We start from the raw sequence: 16,309 nt of genomic DNA, 5'->3' as shown, positions 1-16,309 counted from the left end.
TGAGAGCCGCCGTCATGACCGCAACGCCCGACAGTTTCGTCATCGAGAACGCCACGCTCATCCTGCCCGACAGGATCGTCCCGGGCGGCTGGCTCGCGGTCTCGGACGGCCGCATCGCGGAGTTCGGCGAGGGCCGGGCGCCGGAGCGCGGCCTCGACCTTGCCGGCGACTATCTGCTGCCGGGCCTCGTCGAGCTGCATACCGATCATCTCGAGAGCCACTACGCGCCCCGGCCCAAGGTGCGCTGGCACCCGCTCGCCGCCGTCATGGCCTATGACGCGCAGATCGCGGCGGCCGGCATCACGACGGTGTTCGATTCCCTGCGCATCGGCTCCGACTTCGACAAGGGCTCGCTCGGCGAGGAGGTCTGGACGCTCGCCGATGCCATCAAGACGGCCGTCGCCGAGGGGCACGTGCGCGCCGAGCACCGCACGCACCTGCGCTGCGAGATCTCGTCCCCTGACGTCATCGACCAGGCCGAGCGCTATGTGGCCGAATATCCGGTGCACATGATGTCGCTGATGGACCACACGCCGGGCCAGCGTCAGTTCCGCGATATCGCCGTGTGGAAGACCTATTACAGCGGCAAGAACGGCGTCGGCGACGATGCCATGAACGCGCTCATGGCGCGCCGCCTCGCGATGCACGAGGCGAATGCCGAAACCCACCGGCGCCGCCTCGTCGAGATCGCCCGCGCGCGCGGCGTCGTGCTGGCAAGCCATGACGACGCGACGCCAGAGCATGTGGAGGAGGCGAAGTCGGACGGCGTCGCCATCGCGGAATTCCCGACGACGATCGAGGCCGCCCGCGGTTCCCATGCCGCCGGCATCCGGGTGATGATGGGCGGCCCCAACATCGTGCGCGGCGGCTCCCATTCCGGCAGCGTCGCCGCGGAGGCCGTGGCACGGGAGGGCGTGCTCGACATCATCTCCTCGGACTACGTGCCGGCGAGCCTGCTCATGGCCGCCTTCGATCTGCCCCGCCGGGTGCCGGCCATCTCGCTGCCCGAGGCGGTGGCGACGGTCACGCGCAATCCGGCCCTCGCGACGGGGCTCGCGGACCGCGGCGCGCTCGCCACCGGGCTTCGGGCCGACCTCGTGTGCGTGCATATGACAGGCGCCGTGCCGGTGGTGCGGCAGGTGTGGCGCGAGGGGCGCCGCGTGGCATGACCATGGAAGCCGAAGCCGGCGATCGCGTGCCCATCACGCTCGGGCGCGGGCTCTTCGTCTGCGTCGTCGGGCCGAGCGGCGCCGGCAAGGACACGCTCATCGACCATGCCCGCCGGCGCCTCGCGGGGGAGGGGGAACGCTTCGTCTTTCCCCGCCGGCTCGTCACGCGCGCCGCGAGCACTGCCGAGGACCACGATGTCCTGACCGAGGAGGCCTATGGCGCAGGCGTCGCCGGTGGAGCCTTTTCGCTCTACTGGCGTGCGCACGGCCTCGGCTATGCGCTGCCGCGCAGTGTCGAGACGGCGCTCGCGAACGGGGCAGTCGTGGTCAGCAACATCTCGCGGGCGCAGGTCGCGGCGGCGCGCGCGGTCTTTGCCCGCATCGCCGTCGTATCGGTGACGGCGCCCGACGCCGTCATCGCCAGGCGGCTCGCGGCCCGCGGCCGGGAAAGCGCCGAGACGATCGCCGCGCGCCTCGCCCGCGGCAAGGCCGTGGTGCCCGACCGGGCGCCGGATCTCACCATCGTCAATGACGGCAGCGTGGAAGCGGCCGGGGAGAAGCTGGTCGCCTTCCTGCGTGGGGCGCTCCGGGACTGAGGGTGCTTCCGAGTGCCTCCGGGCCGCGTACCCGACGCTCTCCGCCGCCCGCGGCCTTCGAGCCCCTTGCGCGACGGCAGGGCGTGGATGCCCGCGACGAGCGCGGGCATGACGGCGTGGGAGCGGCCGGCCTGCCCCCGGCTACCCGCCCGGGCAGTCCACCGCCACGATACGGGCGCGCCAGGCCTCGGCCGCGGCGCCGAGGGTTGTCGCTTCGCCCGGCCCGCCGGCTTCGGGCAGGCGGGTGCTGTCGGCAAGGCTCGCCGCGGTCGTCGCGGGGACGGTCGTGCCGAGCGCGATGCCGGCAACCAGCGTCATCGTCTGCGGCAGGGGGCCTACGACGGCGACGAGCGCACCGGACCTGTCGACGACGGGGGCGCCTGCCATGCCGGGCTGCACCGGGGCAGCGAGGCGCGCCGTGCCATCGCCCGCCATCTTGAGCACGCCCGGCGTCGCGACGAGCCGGCGCTCGCCGCCGATGGCGGCATGGCCGAGGATGAAGACGTCTTGGTCCGTGCCCTCCGGGCGGCGCCAGGCGACCGGCGCCGATCCCGTCGCGAAGGCGCCCTCGACGAAGGCGGCGCCGCCGCTCGCCTCGATCTTCACCGGCTTGCCGCCGACCGTCGGCGCCTTGCAGGCACCTGCGGCGGCGCTCGTCAGCGCCCGCCCGCCGTCGAGGACGATGGCCGTGAAGGCATTGCCGCCGGAGACGGTGGGGGCGGGGGATGCCGCACCGCCGGCCCCGGCCGTGGCCGTTGCTGCCGATACGGTCTCGGGTTCCGGCTCGAAGCTGTTGGTGATGGCGATGGTGAGCCTGTCGAAGGTCGCGGCGGCGCTCGCCGGATAGGCCACGGTGAAGCCGCGCAGGCCGGCGGCGGTTGCGGCAAAGCGCGTGAAGAAACGCTCGGCGCCTTCCTCGCCGGTGACGACGAACCAGTTGTCGCGCAGCACCTTGTAGGTGATGCGGCGCCCCGGCGCCGCGGCGCTGAGGTCGGCGTAGAGATCCTTGAGGCCGGTGCCGGCCGCGGCCGGGATGAGATCCGTCGTCAGGGCGCCGCCGCCGCGCCTGGCGCGGAAGAGGGAGCCGCCCGGCGTGTCGCTGCGCTCGGCGAGCACCTTCTGCGGCACGCCGATGCGGATGCCGGAGCGGCGATCGTCGATGACGGCAAAGCCGGCGGCATCGCGCTGGCGTTGCGCGGCCGCCAGGAGCGCGTCGCGTTCGGCGGGCATGAGAATGCCGTCCGCGGTGAGGCGGCTGCGCGTCTCGAAGGCGCGGATGGCATCGAAGCTGCGCTTGCCGAAGGCGCCGTCGAGCGTGCCGTTGTAGTCGCCGGTCCAGACGAGCGCGTCCTGGATGGCCTTGCGGTCGGCCTCCGGCAGCGCCTCGAAGGCGGCACGGGCGGCATCGAGCGCCTCGCCCGCTGCGGGCTGCTGCGCGAGAGCCGGGGAGCCGAGCGGCAGGGCCGCCGCGCCGATAAGGAGGCCCAGCAGGGCCCCGATGCCGCCCTGTCCACGATCCCGTCTGCGACCGCGCCCCGTCCGCGCCCGGTTCATGCCCCCGCTCCCCGTTCGTTCCGTCGCGCGACTATGGCAAAACTGCACGACGTCGTCACGGCATGCGTTGCAGCCATGGATTGCAGCCGTGCTTCGAGGCGCTTAGTCTCGCGCTCGTCATCGCGGCGGCGCTATTTTTCCTAGGCGTCACCCGAAGGCACGCCGAGGGAGGGGAGCATGATTCGTGCTGCGCAACTGATTGCCGTCGCCATCGCAACCCTCTGCCTCCTCGCCCTTGCCCCACCGGCTTCGGCGCAGAAGTCCCTGGTCCGGGACGATCTCGCCAGCGCCGCCGTCAGGCTGCAGGCCGACCTGAAGACGGAGGCGGGAGCGGCCGCAACGCGTCCCGCCGACCAGTTGCGCCGTGACAGCGCCCAGGCGCTCGCCCGCGGCGACGCCCGCCAGGCGCTTTCCTCCGCCGCTGCGGCCGTCGCTGCCGATCCGGCCAGCGCTGCCGGCTGGACGGCCTATGCGCGGGCGGCCATGGCGATCTCGCCGGCCAATTACAGCGAGCGCTACAGGCTCGCCGAGCGGGCTACGAGCGCGGCCTATGCGGCCTATCAGAACGCGCGCGGGGCCGCGGCCGAGGCCTCGGCGCTGGCGCTTCTCGGCGACGTCTTCGCCTCGCGGCAATACTGGCGCCCCTCGCTCGACGCCTACCGGATGAGCCTCGCGCTCGCCGACGATTCGCATGTGCGGTCGATCTATGAAGGCCTGCGCGAGAAATACGGCTTCCGCATCCTCGACTACCGGGTCGATTCCGATTCAGCCTCGCCGCGCGTGTGCTTCAACTTCTCGGAGCCTCTCGCGCGCGGCCGCGTCGATTTCGCGCCCTTCGTCGCCGTGACGGGCAGCGCGACGCCCGCCGTGACGGGAGAGGACCGCCAGCTTTGCGTCGACGGCCTGAAGCATGGTGAGCGCTATGCCATCGTGCTGCGCCAGGGCCTGCCCTCGTCCGTCGAGGAGACGCTGCTGCGCAACGCCGACTACGAGATCTACGTGCGCGACCGCTCTCCGCAGGCGCGTTTCACCGGCCGCAACTACATCCTGCCGCGCACGGGGCAGGAGGGCATCCCCGTCGTCACCGTGAACACGGACAAGGTGGACGTGGAGCTCTACCGCATCGGCGACCGCAACCTCCTGCCGACGCTGCGCTCCGACGAGTTCATGTCGCAGATCGCCCGCTACACGGCCGACAACATCGCCTCCGACCAGGGGCAGAAGGTCTGGGCCGGCACGCTCGACGTGGCGCGGCGGATCAACGAGGACGTGACGACCGCCTTCCCGGTGCTGGAGGCGACCGGCGGCAAGCTGGAGCCCGGCGTCTATGTGATGACGGCGCGCCCCTCCGGCGGGCCGCCCGCGGACGAGGACTACAGCCCGGCCGCGACCCAGTGGTTCATCGTCTCCGACATCGGCCTCACGGCGCTCTCCGGCGAGGACGGTGTGCACGTCGTCGCCCGCTCGCTCGCCTCGGCCGGGCCGCTCGCCGGCGCCACCGTCAAGCTCGTCGCCCGCAACAACGAGGTGCTCGGCGAGGTGAAGAGCGACGGCAACGGCCGCGCCGTCTTCGCGCCCGGTCTCTCGCGCGGCAAGGGCGGCCTCGCGCCGGGGCTCGTGGTGGCGACGACAGAGGCCGGCGACTATGCCTTCCTCGACTTGGCGCAGACGCCCTTCGACCTTACCGACCGGGGCGTCGCCGGCCGGCAGACGCCGGGGCCGCTCGATGCGCAGGTCTTCACCGAGCGCGGCGTCTACCGCACGGGCGAGACGGTCCAGGTCACGGCGCTGCTGCGCGACGCGCGCGGCGATGCAGCCGCCGGCCTGCCGCTCACCCTCGTCGCCCGCCGGCCGGACGGCGTCGAATACCGGCGCGTCGCCGTCGACGACCAGGGCCTCGGCGGGCGCGCCTGGTCGCTGGCGATCCTGCCCGGGGCCATGCGCGGCACCTGGCGGCTCACCGCTTACGCGGACCCGAAGGGCGCCGCCATCGGCGAGACGACCTTCCTCGTCGAGGACTATGTGCCGGAGCGGCTGGAGCTGACGCTGGCGCCGCAGGAGCCGACGGTCGCCGCCGGCGACGCGGCCAATATCGACGTCACGGCCCGCTATCTCTACGGCGCCCCGGGCGCGGAGCTCGAGGTCAGCGGCACCGTGACCGTCGAGGCCGTGCCGAACAATGCGGTGCCGGGGCTCGAGGGCTATGCCGTCGGCCTCGACGACGAGGCCTTCGAGACCGTGATGCAGGAGGTCGAGGAGGGGGCTGAGACGGACGCGGCCGGCAAGGCGACCTTCGCCGTGCCGCTGCCGGACGTCTCCGCGCCGCGGCCGCTGCAGGCCACCGTCACCGTCACCGTGGCCGAGCCCGGCGGGCGCGGCGTGGCGCGCTCGCTCACGTTGCCCGTCGCCCAGGCCGGCAATGTCATCGGCGTGCGCAAGCTGTTCACCGATCTCTCCGATGGCGGCATCGCGACCTTCGACGTGGTCGCGGCCACGGGCGAGGGCAAGCGGCTCGCCATGCCGCTGCGCTGGAGCCTCTACCGCATCGACCAGCGCTACCAATGGTTCAACCAGGGCGGCGGCTGGTCCTACGAGCCGATCAAGACGACGCGCCGCATCGCCGACGGCGAGATCGAGCCGGGGACCGATGCGCCCGCGCGCATCTCCGCGCCCGTCGGCTGGGGACGCTACCGCCTGGAGATCGAGGCGGGCCGGGGCGAGGCGGCGCCGACGAGCCTGTCCTTCTCCGTCGGCTACAGCGGCGCCGTGAGCGCCGATACGCCGGACGTGCTCGACATGCGCCTCGACAAGGCCTCCTACGCGGCCGGCGAGAGGATGGCGATCAGCCTCAAGCCGCGCGCGGCGGGCAAGGCGACGGTGCTCGTCGTCGGCGACAGAGTGCATGCGGAGAAGCTCGTCGATCTCGACCCGGCCGGCACCACGGTCTCGCTCGAGGCGAAGGCCGAGTGGGGGCCGGGGGCCTATGTGGTCGTGCTGGCGCACCGGCCGCTCGACGTCGGGGCCAAGCGCATGCCGGGCCGCGCGCTCGGCCTCGCGTGGTTCTCCGTGGCGCGCGACCAGCGCAACATCGACGTCTCCCTCGATGTGCCGCAGGTGATGCAGCCGCGGCAGACGCTCGACGTGCCGGTGCGGCTCGGCGGGCTCGCGGCGGGGGAGGAGGCCTATGTGACGGTGGCCGCCGTCGATGTCGGCATCCTCAACCTCACGCGCTACGAGGCGCCGCGCCCGGGCGACTATTTCTTCGGCCAGCGGCGTCTCGGCACCGAGATCCGCGACGTCTACGGCTATCTCATCGACGGCATGCAGGGCACGCGCGGGGCGATCCGCTCCGGTGGCGACGCGGCCGCGCCGCAGTTCGACAACGCGCCGCCGACGCAGGAGCCGGTCGCGCTCTATTCCGGCGTCGTGCGCGCCGGGGCCGACGGTGTCGCCCATGTGTCGTTCGACATCCCGGCCTTCAACGGCACCGTGCGCGTCATGGCTGTCGCCTGGTCGAAGACCCGGGCCGGTTCGGCCACGGCCGATGTCGTGGTGCGCGACCCCGTCGTCGTCTCCGGCACCCTGCCGCGCTTTCTCAACGTGGGCGACACGTCCCGCATCCACCTCGCCATCGACAATGTGGAAGGTGAGGCGGGCGACTATGTGGTGGAGGTCGACGCTTCCGGTCCGGTCATCCTGCCACTGGAGGCGACGCGGCGCACGCTCAAGCTCGAAAAGGGCGCGCGCACGGCCTTGTCCCTACCGGTCACGGCCGGCGGGCTCGGCGTCGCGAAGCTCACCGCGCGGCTCACGGGCCCCGGCATCGACGTGGCGCAGGACTTCGCCCTCGGCATTGCTCCCGGCACGCCGGCGCTCGCCCATCGCACGGTCCGGCCGTTGCCGGCCGGCGGCAGCGTCTCGATCAGCAGTGACATCCTCGCCGGCCTGATGCCGGGCTCGGGCGTCGCGTCCGTCTCCGTGACGACGCTCGCCGCGCTCGACGTGCCGGGCCTGCTGCAGGCGCTCGACCGCTATCCCTACGGCTGCTCGGAACAGATCGTCAGCCGGGCGCTGCCGCTGCTCTATGTCAACGAGCTCGCCAGCACCGAGGCCCTGCCGGTCGACACGCAGCTCGACGAGCGGGTGCGCGGCGCCGTGGAACGGGTGATGTCGCGCCAGGATTCCAACGGCAGCTTCGGCCTGTGGTCCGTCGGCGGCGACGACATCTGGCTCGACGCCTATGTGACGGACTTCCTGACGCGGGCCCGCGAAAAGGGCTTCGCCGTGCCGCAGACGGCCTTCGACCTCGCGCTCGAGCGGCTGCGCAACTACGTCGCCAACACGACGGAGTTCGACCAGGGACGGGGACAGGCGCTGGCCTATGCGGTCTATGTGCTCGCCCGCAACGGCCGCCCGGTGATGGGCGACCTGCGCTATCTCGCCGACGTCAGGCTGCCGCGTTTCGGCAGCGCCATGGCGCAGGCGCAGATCGCAGCAGCGCTCGCGCTGCTCGGCGACCGGCGCCGGGCCGAGACCGCCTTCGCCACCGCCATGTCGACCCTGCGCGGGGAGAAGGACGGCCCGGCCTCGCGGCCGGACTACGGCTCGCGCCTGCGCGACGGCGCCGCGGTCCTGGCGCTCCTGGGCGAAGCGGGCACCGGCGGCGCCGAGATCCAGCAGGCGTCCCTCGTCATCGACGAGGCGCGCGGCACGGGCCGCTACACGAGCACGCAGGAACAGGCCTGGATGGTGCTCGCGGCCGGCGCGCTCGCGCGGGACAATGCGCGGCTCAAGCTCACCGTGGACGGGCGCGAGGCCGATGGCCCGTTCTACCGCAACTACCGCGCCGCCCGCCTCGACGAGGGGGCGGTGACGATCGCCAATACGGGCACGCTCGATGCCCGGGTCGTCGTCACGGCGGCCGGCAATCCGACGGCGCAGGAGGGCGCGCTCGCCCGCGGCTACACGGTGGAGCGCAGCTACTACCGGCTCGACGGCACGGCGGTCGATCCCGCGACGGTGCGGCAGAATGAGCGGCTCGTCACGGTGCTGAAGGTGACGGAGGACCAGGCGCGCTTCGCCCGCCTGCTCGTCGTCGATCACCTGCCGGCCGGGTTCGAGATCGACAATCCGAACCTCGTCGACGCCTCCTCGGCGGCGGCGCTGTCGTGGCTGCAGACCACGGTGGAGCCGGCACATGTCGAATACCGCGACGACCGTTTCGTCGCGGCCTTCGACCGTGACAGCGGCCAGTCGGCCTTCATCACCGTCGCCTACATGATCCGCGCGGTGGCGCCGGGCCGCTACGTCCACCCGCCGGCGACGGCCGAGGACATGTATCGCCCCGAGCGCTTCGGCCGCACGGGCTTCGGGACAGTCGAGGTGACGGAGGCGAAGTAGGGGCGGCTACGATGGACGCCGCAATTTCCCCTCCCCCTTGCGGGGAGGGGTGGGGGGCGCGACGTCGGGTGACGGTGCGGTCCTCCAGGCTGCACCACCCCCACCCTGGCCCTCCCCGCAAGGGGGAGGGAACAGATGAAGCCCGCCGGGGCGCAACGAGAAGGTCGCTGGGATGCCGGCCGGATTGAGCGAGCGACTTGCAAGACTGCTCCGCTCCCGCGCGTTGCACGGGGTGGCGGCGGTTTGCGCGGTGCTGCTCCTCGCCGGTGGCATCGCGCTTGCGCGCTTCGTTGCTTCGCTCGGGCCGCTCGACCTGGCGCAGGTCGAGGAGCGCTCGACCGTCGTGTCCGACAGGGACGGCCGGCTGCTGCGCGCCTTCACCACGCCGCAGGGCCGCTGGCGTCTGCCGGTCGGCGTCGACGATGTCGATCCGCGTTTCATCGCGCTGCTCACGGCTTATGAGGACCGGCGTTTTCGCGCGCATTCCGGCATCGATGCGCTCGCCGTCCTGCGCGCCGCGGGCCAGGTGGCGCTCAACGGGCGCATCGTCTCGGGCGGCTCCACGCTGACCATGCAGGCGGCACGCCTGCTCGAGCCGCGCGAGGAACGCGACCTCGCCGCCAAGCTGCGCCAGGCGGTGCGCGCCGTGCAGTTGGAACGCCGCTTCGACAAGGACGCGATCCTCGGCTTCTACCTCACCATGGCGCCCTATGGCGGCAATCTCGAGGGCATCCGCGCCGCGAGCCTCGCCTATTTCGGCAAGGAGCCGAAGCGCCTGTCGCTCGCCGAGGCGGCGCTGCTCGTCGCCCTGCCGCAATCGCCCGAGACGCGCCGGCCGGACCGCTTTCCGGAGGTCGCCCGCGCCGCGCGCGACCGCGTGCTGGCACGGGCGCTCGCCCACGGCGGCATCTCGGAGGCCGAAGCGGGGGCTGCTCGGGAAGCGCCAGTGCCGACCGGGCGCCAGCCGGTGCCGATGCTGGCGCCGCACCTCGCCGAGACGGTGGTGCGCGGGGAGCCCGGCCGGCGCGAGCATCGCTTGACGCTCGATGCGCGCCTGCAGGCGCGGCTCGAGGCGCTGGCGCGCGAGACGGCCGAGCGGGTCGATCCGCGCGCCTCGGCCGCCGTCATCGCCATCGACAATGCGAGCGGCGCCGTGCGCGCCTATGTCGGCGCGGCGGATTATTTCTCGGCCGAGCGGGCCGGGGCGGTCGACACCGTGCTCGCCGTGCGCTCGCCGGGCTCGGCGCTCAAGCCGTTCATCTATGCGCTCGCCTTCGAGAGCGGGCTCGCCCATCCCGAGACGGTGCTGGACGACCGGCCGTCGCGCTATGGTATCTACGCGCCGAAGAACTTCGACCTCACCTTCCAGGGCACGGTGACGGCGCGCCATGCGCTGCAGCTCTCGCTCAACGTGCCGGCGGTGGAACTGCTGTCGGAGATCGGGCCGGTGCGGCTTCTCGCGCGGCTGCGCTCGGCCGGGGCGGACCTCGTCCTGCCGAAGGAGGCGGCGCCGGGCCTCGCCATCGGCCTCGGCGGCGTCGGCGTGCGCCTCATCGATCTCGCGCGCCTCTATGCCGCCTTCGCGCGTGGCGGCGCCGTGCCGGCGCTGTGGTGGCGGGAGGAGGGGGCGCCCGCAGGCGAGGCCGCGCGCCTGACGGAGCCGGTCGCGGCCTGGTACGTCGCCGACGTGCTGCGCGGTGCGCCGGCGCCGCAGAACGCGCTGCCGGGCATGATCGCCTACAAGACCGGCACCTCCTACGGCTATCGCGATGCCTGGGCCATCGGTTTCGACCGCAGCACCACCATCGCGGTGTGGATCGGCCGGCCGGACGGCGCGGCGGTGCCCGGCCTCGTCGCCCGACAGGTGGCGGCGCCCATGCTGTTCGAGGCCTTCGCCCGGCGCGGCGGTGCGAGCGAGCCCGTGGCCGAGCCGCCGGGCGTCATCCACGCGACGACGGCGAACCTGCCGCCGCCGCTGCGCCACCTGCGCAAGGACGTGCCGAAGACGATCGCGGCCGTGGCGCAGGCGCCGCTGCGCATCGCCTTCCCGCCGGACGGGGCGCGCGTCGACCTCGGTCTCTCGGAGGAGGGGGCCGGAGCGCTCCTCGCGCTCAAGGCGAGCGGCGGAAGCCCGCCGTTCCTGTGGTACGTCAACGGCACGCCGCTCGGGGCGCACAGCCCGAGGCGCGAGGCCGCGTGGGAGGCGGACGGGCGCGGCTTCGCACGGGTGACGGTGACGGACGGCCGTGGCGCGACGGACAGCGTGACGGTGCGAGTGGAGTAGGGCACCCCTTTCCCGGCGTCGTCGATCCGTTTCCCCTTGTGGGGGCAGGCTATTGCACATGAACGTCGAGGTCGTGATCCTCCCCCGCATTGGGGGAGGTGGCGCTGCGTAGCAGCGACGGAGGGGGCCCGCGCGGCTGAGATTGTGAACACCGGTCCCGGCCTCGACCCCACCCGTCTCGCGCCTCCGGCGCGATCCACCCTCCCCTGAAGGGGAGGGATCAATAGCGCTCCTTGTATGCGAATACCGTGCCCTTGCGGGGAAGGGTAGGGACGGGGTGGTTCAGCCGCAACACCCACCCCGACCCCCTCCCCAGGCAAGTCGGGTGTTCCCGACCTGCCTCTCAGGATCACATCTCGGGTCCACCCGAGATGTGTGGGGAGGGAGCAGGTGCGACCGTCAGATTGGCAGCGTGTAGGCCGTCTTGACCGTCGTGTAGAACTCCACCGCGTAGCGGCCCTGCTCGCGGGCGCCGTAGGACGAGCCTTTGCTGCCGCCGAAGGGCACGTGGTAGTCGACGCCGGCGGTCGGCAGGTTGACCATGACCATGCCGGCCTCGGCGTTTCGCTTGAAGTGGCTGGCGTATTTGAGGCTCGACGTGCAGATGCCCGCCGACAGGCCGAACTCGGTGTCGTTGGCGAGGGCGAGCGCCTCGTCGTAGTCCTTGGCGCGGATGACGCTGGCGACCGGGCCGAAGATCTCCTCGCGCGAGATGCGCATGGCGTTCGTGCATTCGGTGAAGAGCGCGGGCGCCATGTAGAAGCCGGGTGTCTCGCGGTTCAGCACCTCGCCGCCGGCGACGAGGCGGGCGCCTTCGTCCTGGCCGATCTTGACGTAGGAGAGGTCCTGGTCGAGCTGGTTCTGGTCGACCACCGGGCCGATATGGGTGCCGGCCTTCAGGGCGTCACCGACGACGAGGCCCTTCATGCGCTCGGCCACCGCATCGACGAAGCGGTCGTGGATGCCGGCCGTCACGATGACGCGCGAGGAGGCCGTGCAGCGCTGGCCGGTGGAGAAGAAGGCGCCGTTGACGGTGCATTCCACCGCCGTCTTGAGGTCGGCGTCGTCGAGCACGACGAGCGGGTTCTTGCCGCCCATCTCGAGCTGGAACTTCTTCATCGTGCCGACGCAGGCCTCGGCCACCTTGCGGCCGGTCGCCACGGAGCCGGTGAAGGTGATGGCGTTGACGTCGCGCGACTTCAGCAGCGTCTCGCCGACGACCGAGCCGCGGCCCATGACGAGGTTGAAGACGCCGGAGGGAATGCCGGCACGCACGATGATCTCGGACAGGGCATGGGCCGAGCCGGGCACGAGGTCGGCCGGCTTGAAGACGACCGTGTTGCCGTAGCAGAGCGCCGGGGCAATCTTCCACGCGGGGATGGCGATGGGGAAGTTCCACGGGGCGATGATGCCGACGACGCCGACCGGCTCGCGCGTGATCTCGACATCGACGCCCGGGCGCACGGAGGCGATCTTGTCGCCAGCAAGGCGCAGCGCTTCCTGCGCGAAGAAGAGGAAGATCTGGCCGGCGCGGACCACTTCGCCAACGCCTTCCGGCAGGGTCTTGCCCTCTTCGCGCGAGAGCAGGCGGCCGAGCTCGTCCTTGCGGGCGAGGATCTCGTCGCCGGCCCTCTTGAGGATGTCGTGCCGCTCCTGCGGGGTCGTGCGGGCCCAGGCAGGGAAGGCGGCCTTGGCCGCGGCGATGGCGCGCTCGGTGTCGGCCGCGCTCGCGCGGGAGTATTCGCCGACGACGTCGTTCGTGTTCGACGGGTTGACGTTCCTGGTGGCGTCGTGCCCGGCGACCCACTCACCGGCGATGAAGTTCTGGAAATGTGCGGTCATGCCTCTTCCTGTCGTTCCTCATGTGATGGCTGTGGGGCAGCGCGGGCGCCGCCGCATTCGGCGCACACCATACGCATCCCGGCTCACATTGCAAAAGCACCGAGCAGTGCATGCCGGGCGTGCGTGCCGCGCGTGGGGATCACGATGTGGGGAACGCCGCACGCTGCCAATCAGGTTCGCGGGCAGCTGCGAGAACGGGGCAGGCAGAGGCGCCTCGGTCGTCATGGCCGGGCTTGTCCCGGCCATCCGCGCCTTTGGCGTTGCTTTTCGGTTGAAGGCGTGGATGCCCGCGACGAGCGCGGGCATGACGGCAGGGAAACGGCGTCCGCTCGCCGGGCCGTCACTCCACCGTCGGCTTGGCCCGGCGGACGGACTTCACGGCCGAGCGGCGCTGCTTGCCTTCGAGCCGCCGCTCCCTGGAGGCCTTCGTCGGCTTTGTCGGCCGGCGCGGCTTGGGGCGCACCGTCGCCTGCCGGATCAGGTCCACGAGCCTGTCCAGCGCCTCCTCGCGGTTGCGCAGCTGGCTGCGGTGCGACTGGGCGGTGATGACGATGACGCCTTCCTGCGTCAGGCGGCTGCCGGCGAGCTTCATCAGGCGGATGGCCACCTCGTTCGGCAGCGACGGGGAGCGGCGGGCGTCGAAGCGCAGCTGCACCGCGCTCGCCGTCTTGTTGACGTGCTGGCCGCCGGGGCCGGAGGCACGGATGTGGCTCTCCTCGATTTCGCTTTCGTCGATGCTTATATCGTCGGTGATGCGCAGCATGGCGGATCCGGCAGGTCGCGTGCGGGGGCGCGCGGCTTGAACCGACCTCGCCCGCCTGATAACTCGTGGCTCGAATTTCCGATGCGGCCGACAGTTCCCGCGTGCGCGGTGCACGCCGGGAGCATGCGGTCCTTTCGTTGAGAGAGACTTGAATGGCCTCCTATCAGTACGTCTACCACATGCGCGGCCTGTCGAAGACCTACCCTGGCGGCAAGAAGGTCCTCGACAACGTGCACCTGTCCTTCTACCCGGGCGCCAAGATCGGCGTGCTCGGCGTCAACGGCGCCGGCAAGTCGACGCTGCTCAAGGTCATGGCCGGGCTCGACAAGGAGTTCACGGGCGAGGCCTGGGCGGCGGAAGGCGCGCGCGTCGGCTACCTGCCGCAGGAGCCGCAGCTCGACCCCACGAAGAATGTGCGCGAGAACGTCATGGAGGGCGTCGCCGGCGAGAAGGCGGTGCTCGAGCGCTACAACGAGCTCGCCATGAACTACTCGGACGAGACGGCCGACGAGATGACGCGGCTGCAGGACGAGATCGAGGCCAAGGGCCTGTGGGACCTCGATTCGAAGGTCGACCAGGCCATGGACGCCCTGCGCTGCCCGGCGGACGATGCGGAGGTCGCCTCGCTGTCCGGCGGCGAGAAGCGCCGCGTGGCGCTGTGCCAGCTGCTTCTCGCCCAGCCGGACCTGCTGCTGCTCGACGAGCCGACCAACCATCTCGACGCCGAGACGGTGGCCTGGCTCGAAGGGCACCTCCGGACCTATCCGGGCGCCATCCTGATCGTCACCCACGACCGCTACTTCCTCGACAACGTCACGGGCTGGATCCTCGAGCTCGACCGCGGCCGCGGCATTCCCTACGAGGGCAACTATTCCTCGTGGCTGGAGCAGAAGCAGAAGCGCCTCGCCCAGGAGGGGCGCGAGGAGGAGGCGCGCCAGCGCACGCTGGAGCGCGAGCGCGAGTGGATCTCGGCCTCGCCCAAGGCCCGCCAGGCCAAGAACAAGGCGCGTATCCAGCGCTACGAGGAGCTGGTGCAGAAGGCCTCGGACAAGGCACCGACCACGGCCCAGATCGTCATCCCGATCGCCGAGCGGCTGGGCAACAACGTCATCGAGTTCGACGGCCTCACCAAGGGCTTCGGCGATCGTCTGCTCATCGACGATTTGTCGTTCAAGCTGCCCCCGGGCGGCATCGTCGGCGTCATCGGGCCGAACGGCGCGGGCAAGACCACCCTGTTCCGCATGATCACCGGGCAGGAGACGCCGGACGCCGGCTCCATCACCATCGGTGAATCGGTCAAGCTCGGCTATGTCGACCAGTCGCGCGACGCGCTCGACGGCAACAAGACCGTCTGGGAGGAAATCTCCGGCGGCAACGACGTCATCTATCTCGGCAAGCGCGAGATCAACTCGCGGGCCTATTGCTCGGCCTTCAACTTCAAGGGCGGCGACCAGCAGAAGAAGGTCGGCATGCTCTCGGGCGGCGAGCGCAACCGCGTGCACCTTGCCAAGATGCTGAAGTCGGGCGCCAACGTGCTGCTGCTCGACGAGCCGACCAACGACCTCGACGTCGACACCTTGCGCGCGCTCGAGGAGGCGCTGGAGGATTATGCCGGCTGCGCCGTCATCATCAGCCACGACCGCATGTTCCTCGACCGTGTCGCCACCCACATGCTCGCCTTCGAGGGCGACAGCCACGTGGAGTGGTTCGAGGGCAACTTCGAGGATTACGAGGAAGACAAGAAGCGCCGCCTCGGCATCGATTCCACGATCCCGAAGCGCATCCAGTACAAGAAGTTCTCGCGCTGAGCGGGCCCCTGCTGCGAGCGCCCGCGGGTTCGTCCTGCGGGCGCTTTTCTATGCGCTGAGGACGGCCGTCAGGGCGCGCAGCACCGCCGCATAGTGCACGCCGGCGGCGGCGACGACGAAGCCGTGCCAGATGGCCGCCTGAAAGGGCAGGCGTTCGGCAAGATGGAAAATGACGCCGACCGAATAGAGCACGCCCCCGACGGCGATCAGCGCCAGCGTGGTCAGGCCGAGCGCGTCCATCAGCGGGGCAACGGCGACGCCGCCGGCCCAGCCGAGGGCGAGATAGGCGGCGATCGTCAGGCGGTCGAAGCGGCGCGGGAAGAACAGCTTCAGGCAGGCGCCGGCGATGGCCGCGAGCCAGACGAAGCTCGTCAGGCCGACGGCCCAGGGGCCGCCGAGGCTGAGCGTCGTGAAGGGCGTGTAGGTGCCGGCGATCATCAGGAAGATGCCGGCCTGGTCGAACTGGCGCAGCTTCTCCTTGCGCGGTGACGCCGGTGCCAGGTTGTAGGCGCAGGAGCAGCCGAGCATGACGAAGAGGCCGAGGGTGTAGAGCGCCACGGCGGGCAGGGCGCCATAGGCGCCGCCGTGCAGCACGAAACCGATGAGCACCACCGCACCGACGCAGGCGGCGACGAGGCCGATGGCGTGCACGACCGCATCGGCCACGATCTCGCGGCGCGTGCGCGGGCGGCACGCGGACGTCGAAAATCCCCTTGCTAATCCGGTCGTGCCGGACGGCGCGCGCGTCATGCCCCTGGCCGTGAGCTTGGTTGCTGCCTCACGGCTCAGGATGGCTGCCGATCATGGCAGCATGCTGACGGCACAAGCCGGCGCTGCTGATCCCGTCTGTCGCAAGTCGGGTGTGCCCGACTTGCTCTTCGAGGGACACCTCC

The 16,309-nt window shown here is 71.4% G+C and carries 9 protein-coding genes; 5 read left to right on the top strand and 4 right to left on the bottom strand.

Annotated elements, in window-relative coordinates:
* The first annotated feature begins 14 nt into the window (after positions 1-14).
* Together AL346_RS20140 and phnN are read left to right on the top strand one after the other, a co-directional pair.
* Positions 15-1,169 carry an alpha-D-ribose 1-methylphosphonate 5-triphosphate diphosphatase gene (locus AL346_RS20140; RefSeq protein ID WP_019401627.1) on the top strand — a complete coding sequence of 385 codons (1,155 nt, stop codon included), beginning with the start codon at positions 15-17 and terminating at the stop codon, positions 1,167-1,169.
* The gene (gene phnN, locus AL346_RS20135) at positions 1,166-1,765 is read left to right on the top strand and encodes a phosphonate metabolism protein/1,5-bisphosphokinase (PRPP-forming) PhnN (RefSeq protein ID WP_019401626.1); all 600 of its coding nucleotides are present in this window, start codon (positions 1,166-1,168) and stop codon (positions 1,763-1,765) included. Before AL346_RS20140 ends, phnN begins: the two co-directional genes overlap by 4 nt.
* Positions 1,766-1,906: 141 nt before the next feature.
* Here phnN and AL346_RS20130 read toward each other — a convergent pair whose 3' ends face one another.
* A complete protein-coding gene (locus AL346_RS20130) occupies positions 1,907-3,319 on the bottom strand; it encodes a peptidoglycan-binding protein (protein WP_019401625.1) in 1,413 nt (470 codons plus the stop codon).
* Between the two features lie 177 nt (positions 3,320-3,496).
* Between AL346_RS20130 and AL346_RS20125 the strand changes: the two genes are divergently transcribed.
* Both AL346_RS20125 and pbpC read left to right on the top strand, forming a co-directional pair.
* A complete protein-coding gene (locus AL346_RS20125) occupies positions 3,497-8,719 on the top strand; it encodes an alpha-2-macroglobulin (RefSeq protein ID WP_053193980.1) in 5,223 nt (1,740 codons plus the stop codon).
* A 172-nt stretch (positions 8,720-8,891) separates the two neighbouring features.
* On the top strand, positions 8,892-11,003 hold the full coding sequence (gene pbpC, locus AL346_RS20120) for a penicillin-binding protein 1C (RefSeq protein WP_082312589.1): 2,112 nt from the start codon (positions 8,892-8,894) through the stop codon (positions 11,001-11,003).
* A 399-nt stretch (positions 11,004-11,402) separates the two neighbouring features.
* Here pbpC and AL346_RS20115 read toward each other — a convergent pair whose 3' ends face one another.
* Entirely contained in the window at positions 11,403-12,845 is a 1,443-nt protein-coding gene (locus tag AL346_RS20115; RefSeq protein WP_019402397.1) for an aldehyde dehydrogenase family protein, read from the bottom strand.
* A 340-nt stretch (positions 12,846-13,185) separates the two neighbouring features.
* Positions 13,186-13,608, bottom strand: a complete 423-nt coding sequence (gene arfB / locus AL346_RS20110; protein WP_019402398.1) for an alternative ribosome rescue aminoacyl-tRNA hydrolase ArfB — start codon at positions 13,606-13,608, stop codon at positions 13,186-13,188.
* A gap of 152 nt (positions 13,609-13,760) precedes the next feature.
* On the opposite strand from arfB, the gene ettA reads away from it, so the two are divergent.
* Positions 13,761-15,416 (top strand): energy-dependent translational throttle protein EttA, encoded by a 1,656-nt coding sequence (gene ettA, locus AL346_RS20105; RefSeq protein WP_019402399.1) that lies wholly within the window; start codon positions 13,761-13,763, stop codon positions 15,414-15,416.
* 48 nt (positions 15,417-15,464) lie between these two features.
* Here the strand turns inward: ettA and AL346_RS20100 are convergent, their stop codons facing one another.
* Positions 15,465-16,082 carry a hemolysin III family protein gene (locus AL346_RS20100; protein ID WP_019402400.1) on the bottom strand — a complete coding sequence of 206 codons (618 nt, stop codon included), beginning with the start codon at positions 16,080-16,082 and terminating at the stop codon, positions 15,465-15,467.
* Positions 16,083-16,309 lie beyond the last annotated feature (227 nt).

Source organism: Chelatococcus sp. CO-6, assembly GCF_001271345.1.
Taxonomy (GTDB): Bacteria; Pseudomonadota; Alphaproteobacteria; order Rhizobiales; family Beijerinckiaceae; genus Chelatococcus_A; species Chelatococcus_A caeni.
Note: the sequence above shows the minus strand (reverse complement) of the source record. Positions and strands in the feature narration are given on the sequence as shown.

Coding starts and splice junctions, on each gene's coding strand:
- AL346_RS20140 (WP_019401627.1), top strand. CDS start 15: ATGACCGCAACGCCCGACAGTTTCGTCATCGAGAACGCCACGCTCATC.
- phnN (WP_019401626.1), top strand. CDS start 1,166: ATGACCATGGAAGCCGAAGCCGGCGATCGCGTGCCCATCACGCTCGGG.
- AL346_RS20130 (WP_019401625.1), bottom strand. CDS start 3,319: ATGAACCGGGCGCGGACGGGGCGCGGTCGCAGACGGGATCGTGGACAG.
- AL346_RS20125 (WP_053193980.1), top strand. CDS start 3,497: ATGATTCGTGCTGCGCAACTGATTGCCGTCGCCATCGCAACCCTCTGC.
- pbpC (WP_082312589.1), top strand. CDS start 8,892: ATGCCGGCCGGATTGAGCGAGCGACTTGCAAGACTGCTCCGCTCCCGC.
- AL346_RS20115 (WP_019402397.1), bottom strand. CDS start 12,845: ATGACCGCACATTTCCAGAACTTCATCGCCGGTGAGTGGGTCGCCGGG.
- arfB (WP_019402398.1), bottom strand. CDS start 13,608: ATGCTGCGCATCACCGACGATATAAGCATCGACGAAAGCGAAATCGAG.
- ettA (WP_019402399.1), top strand. CDS start 13,761: ATGGCCTCCTATCAGTACGTCTACCACATGCGCGGCCTGTCGAAGACC.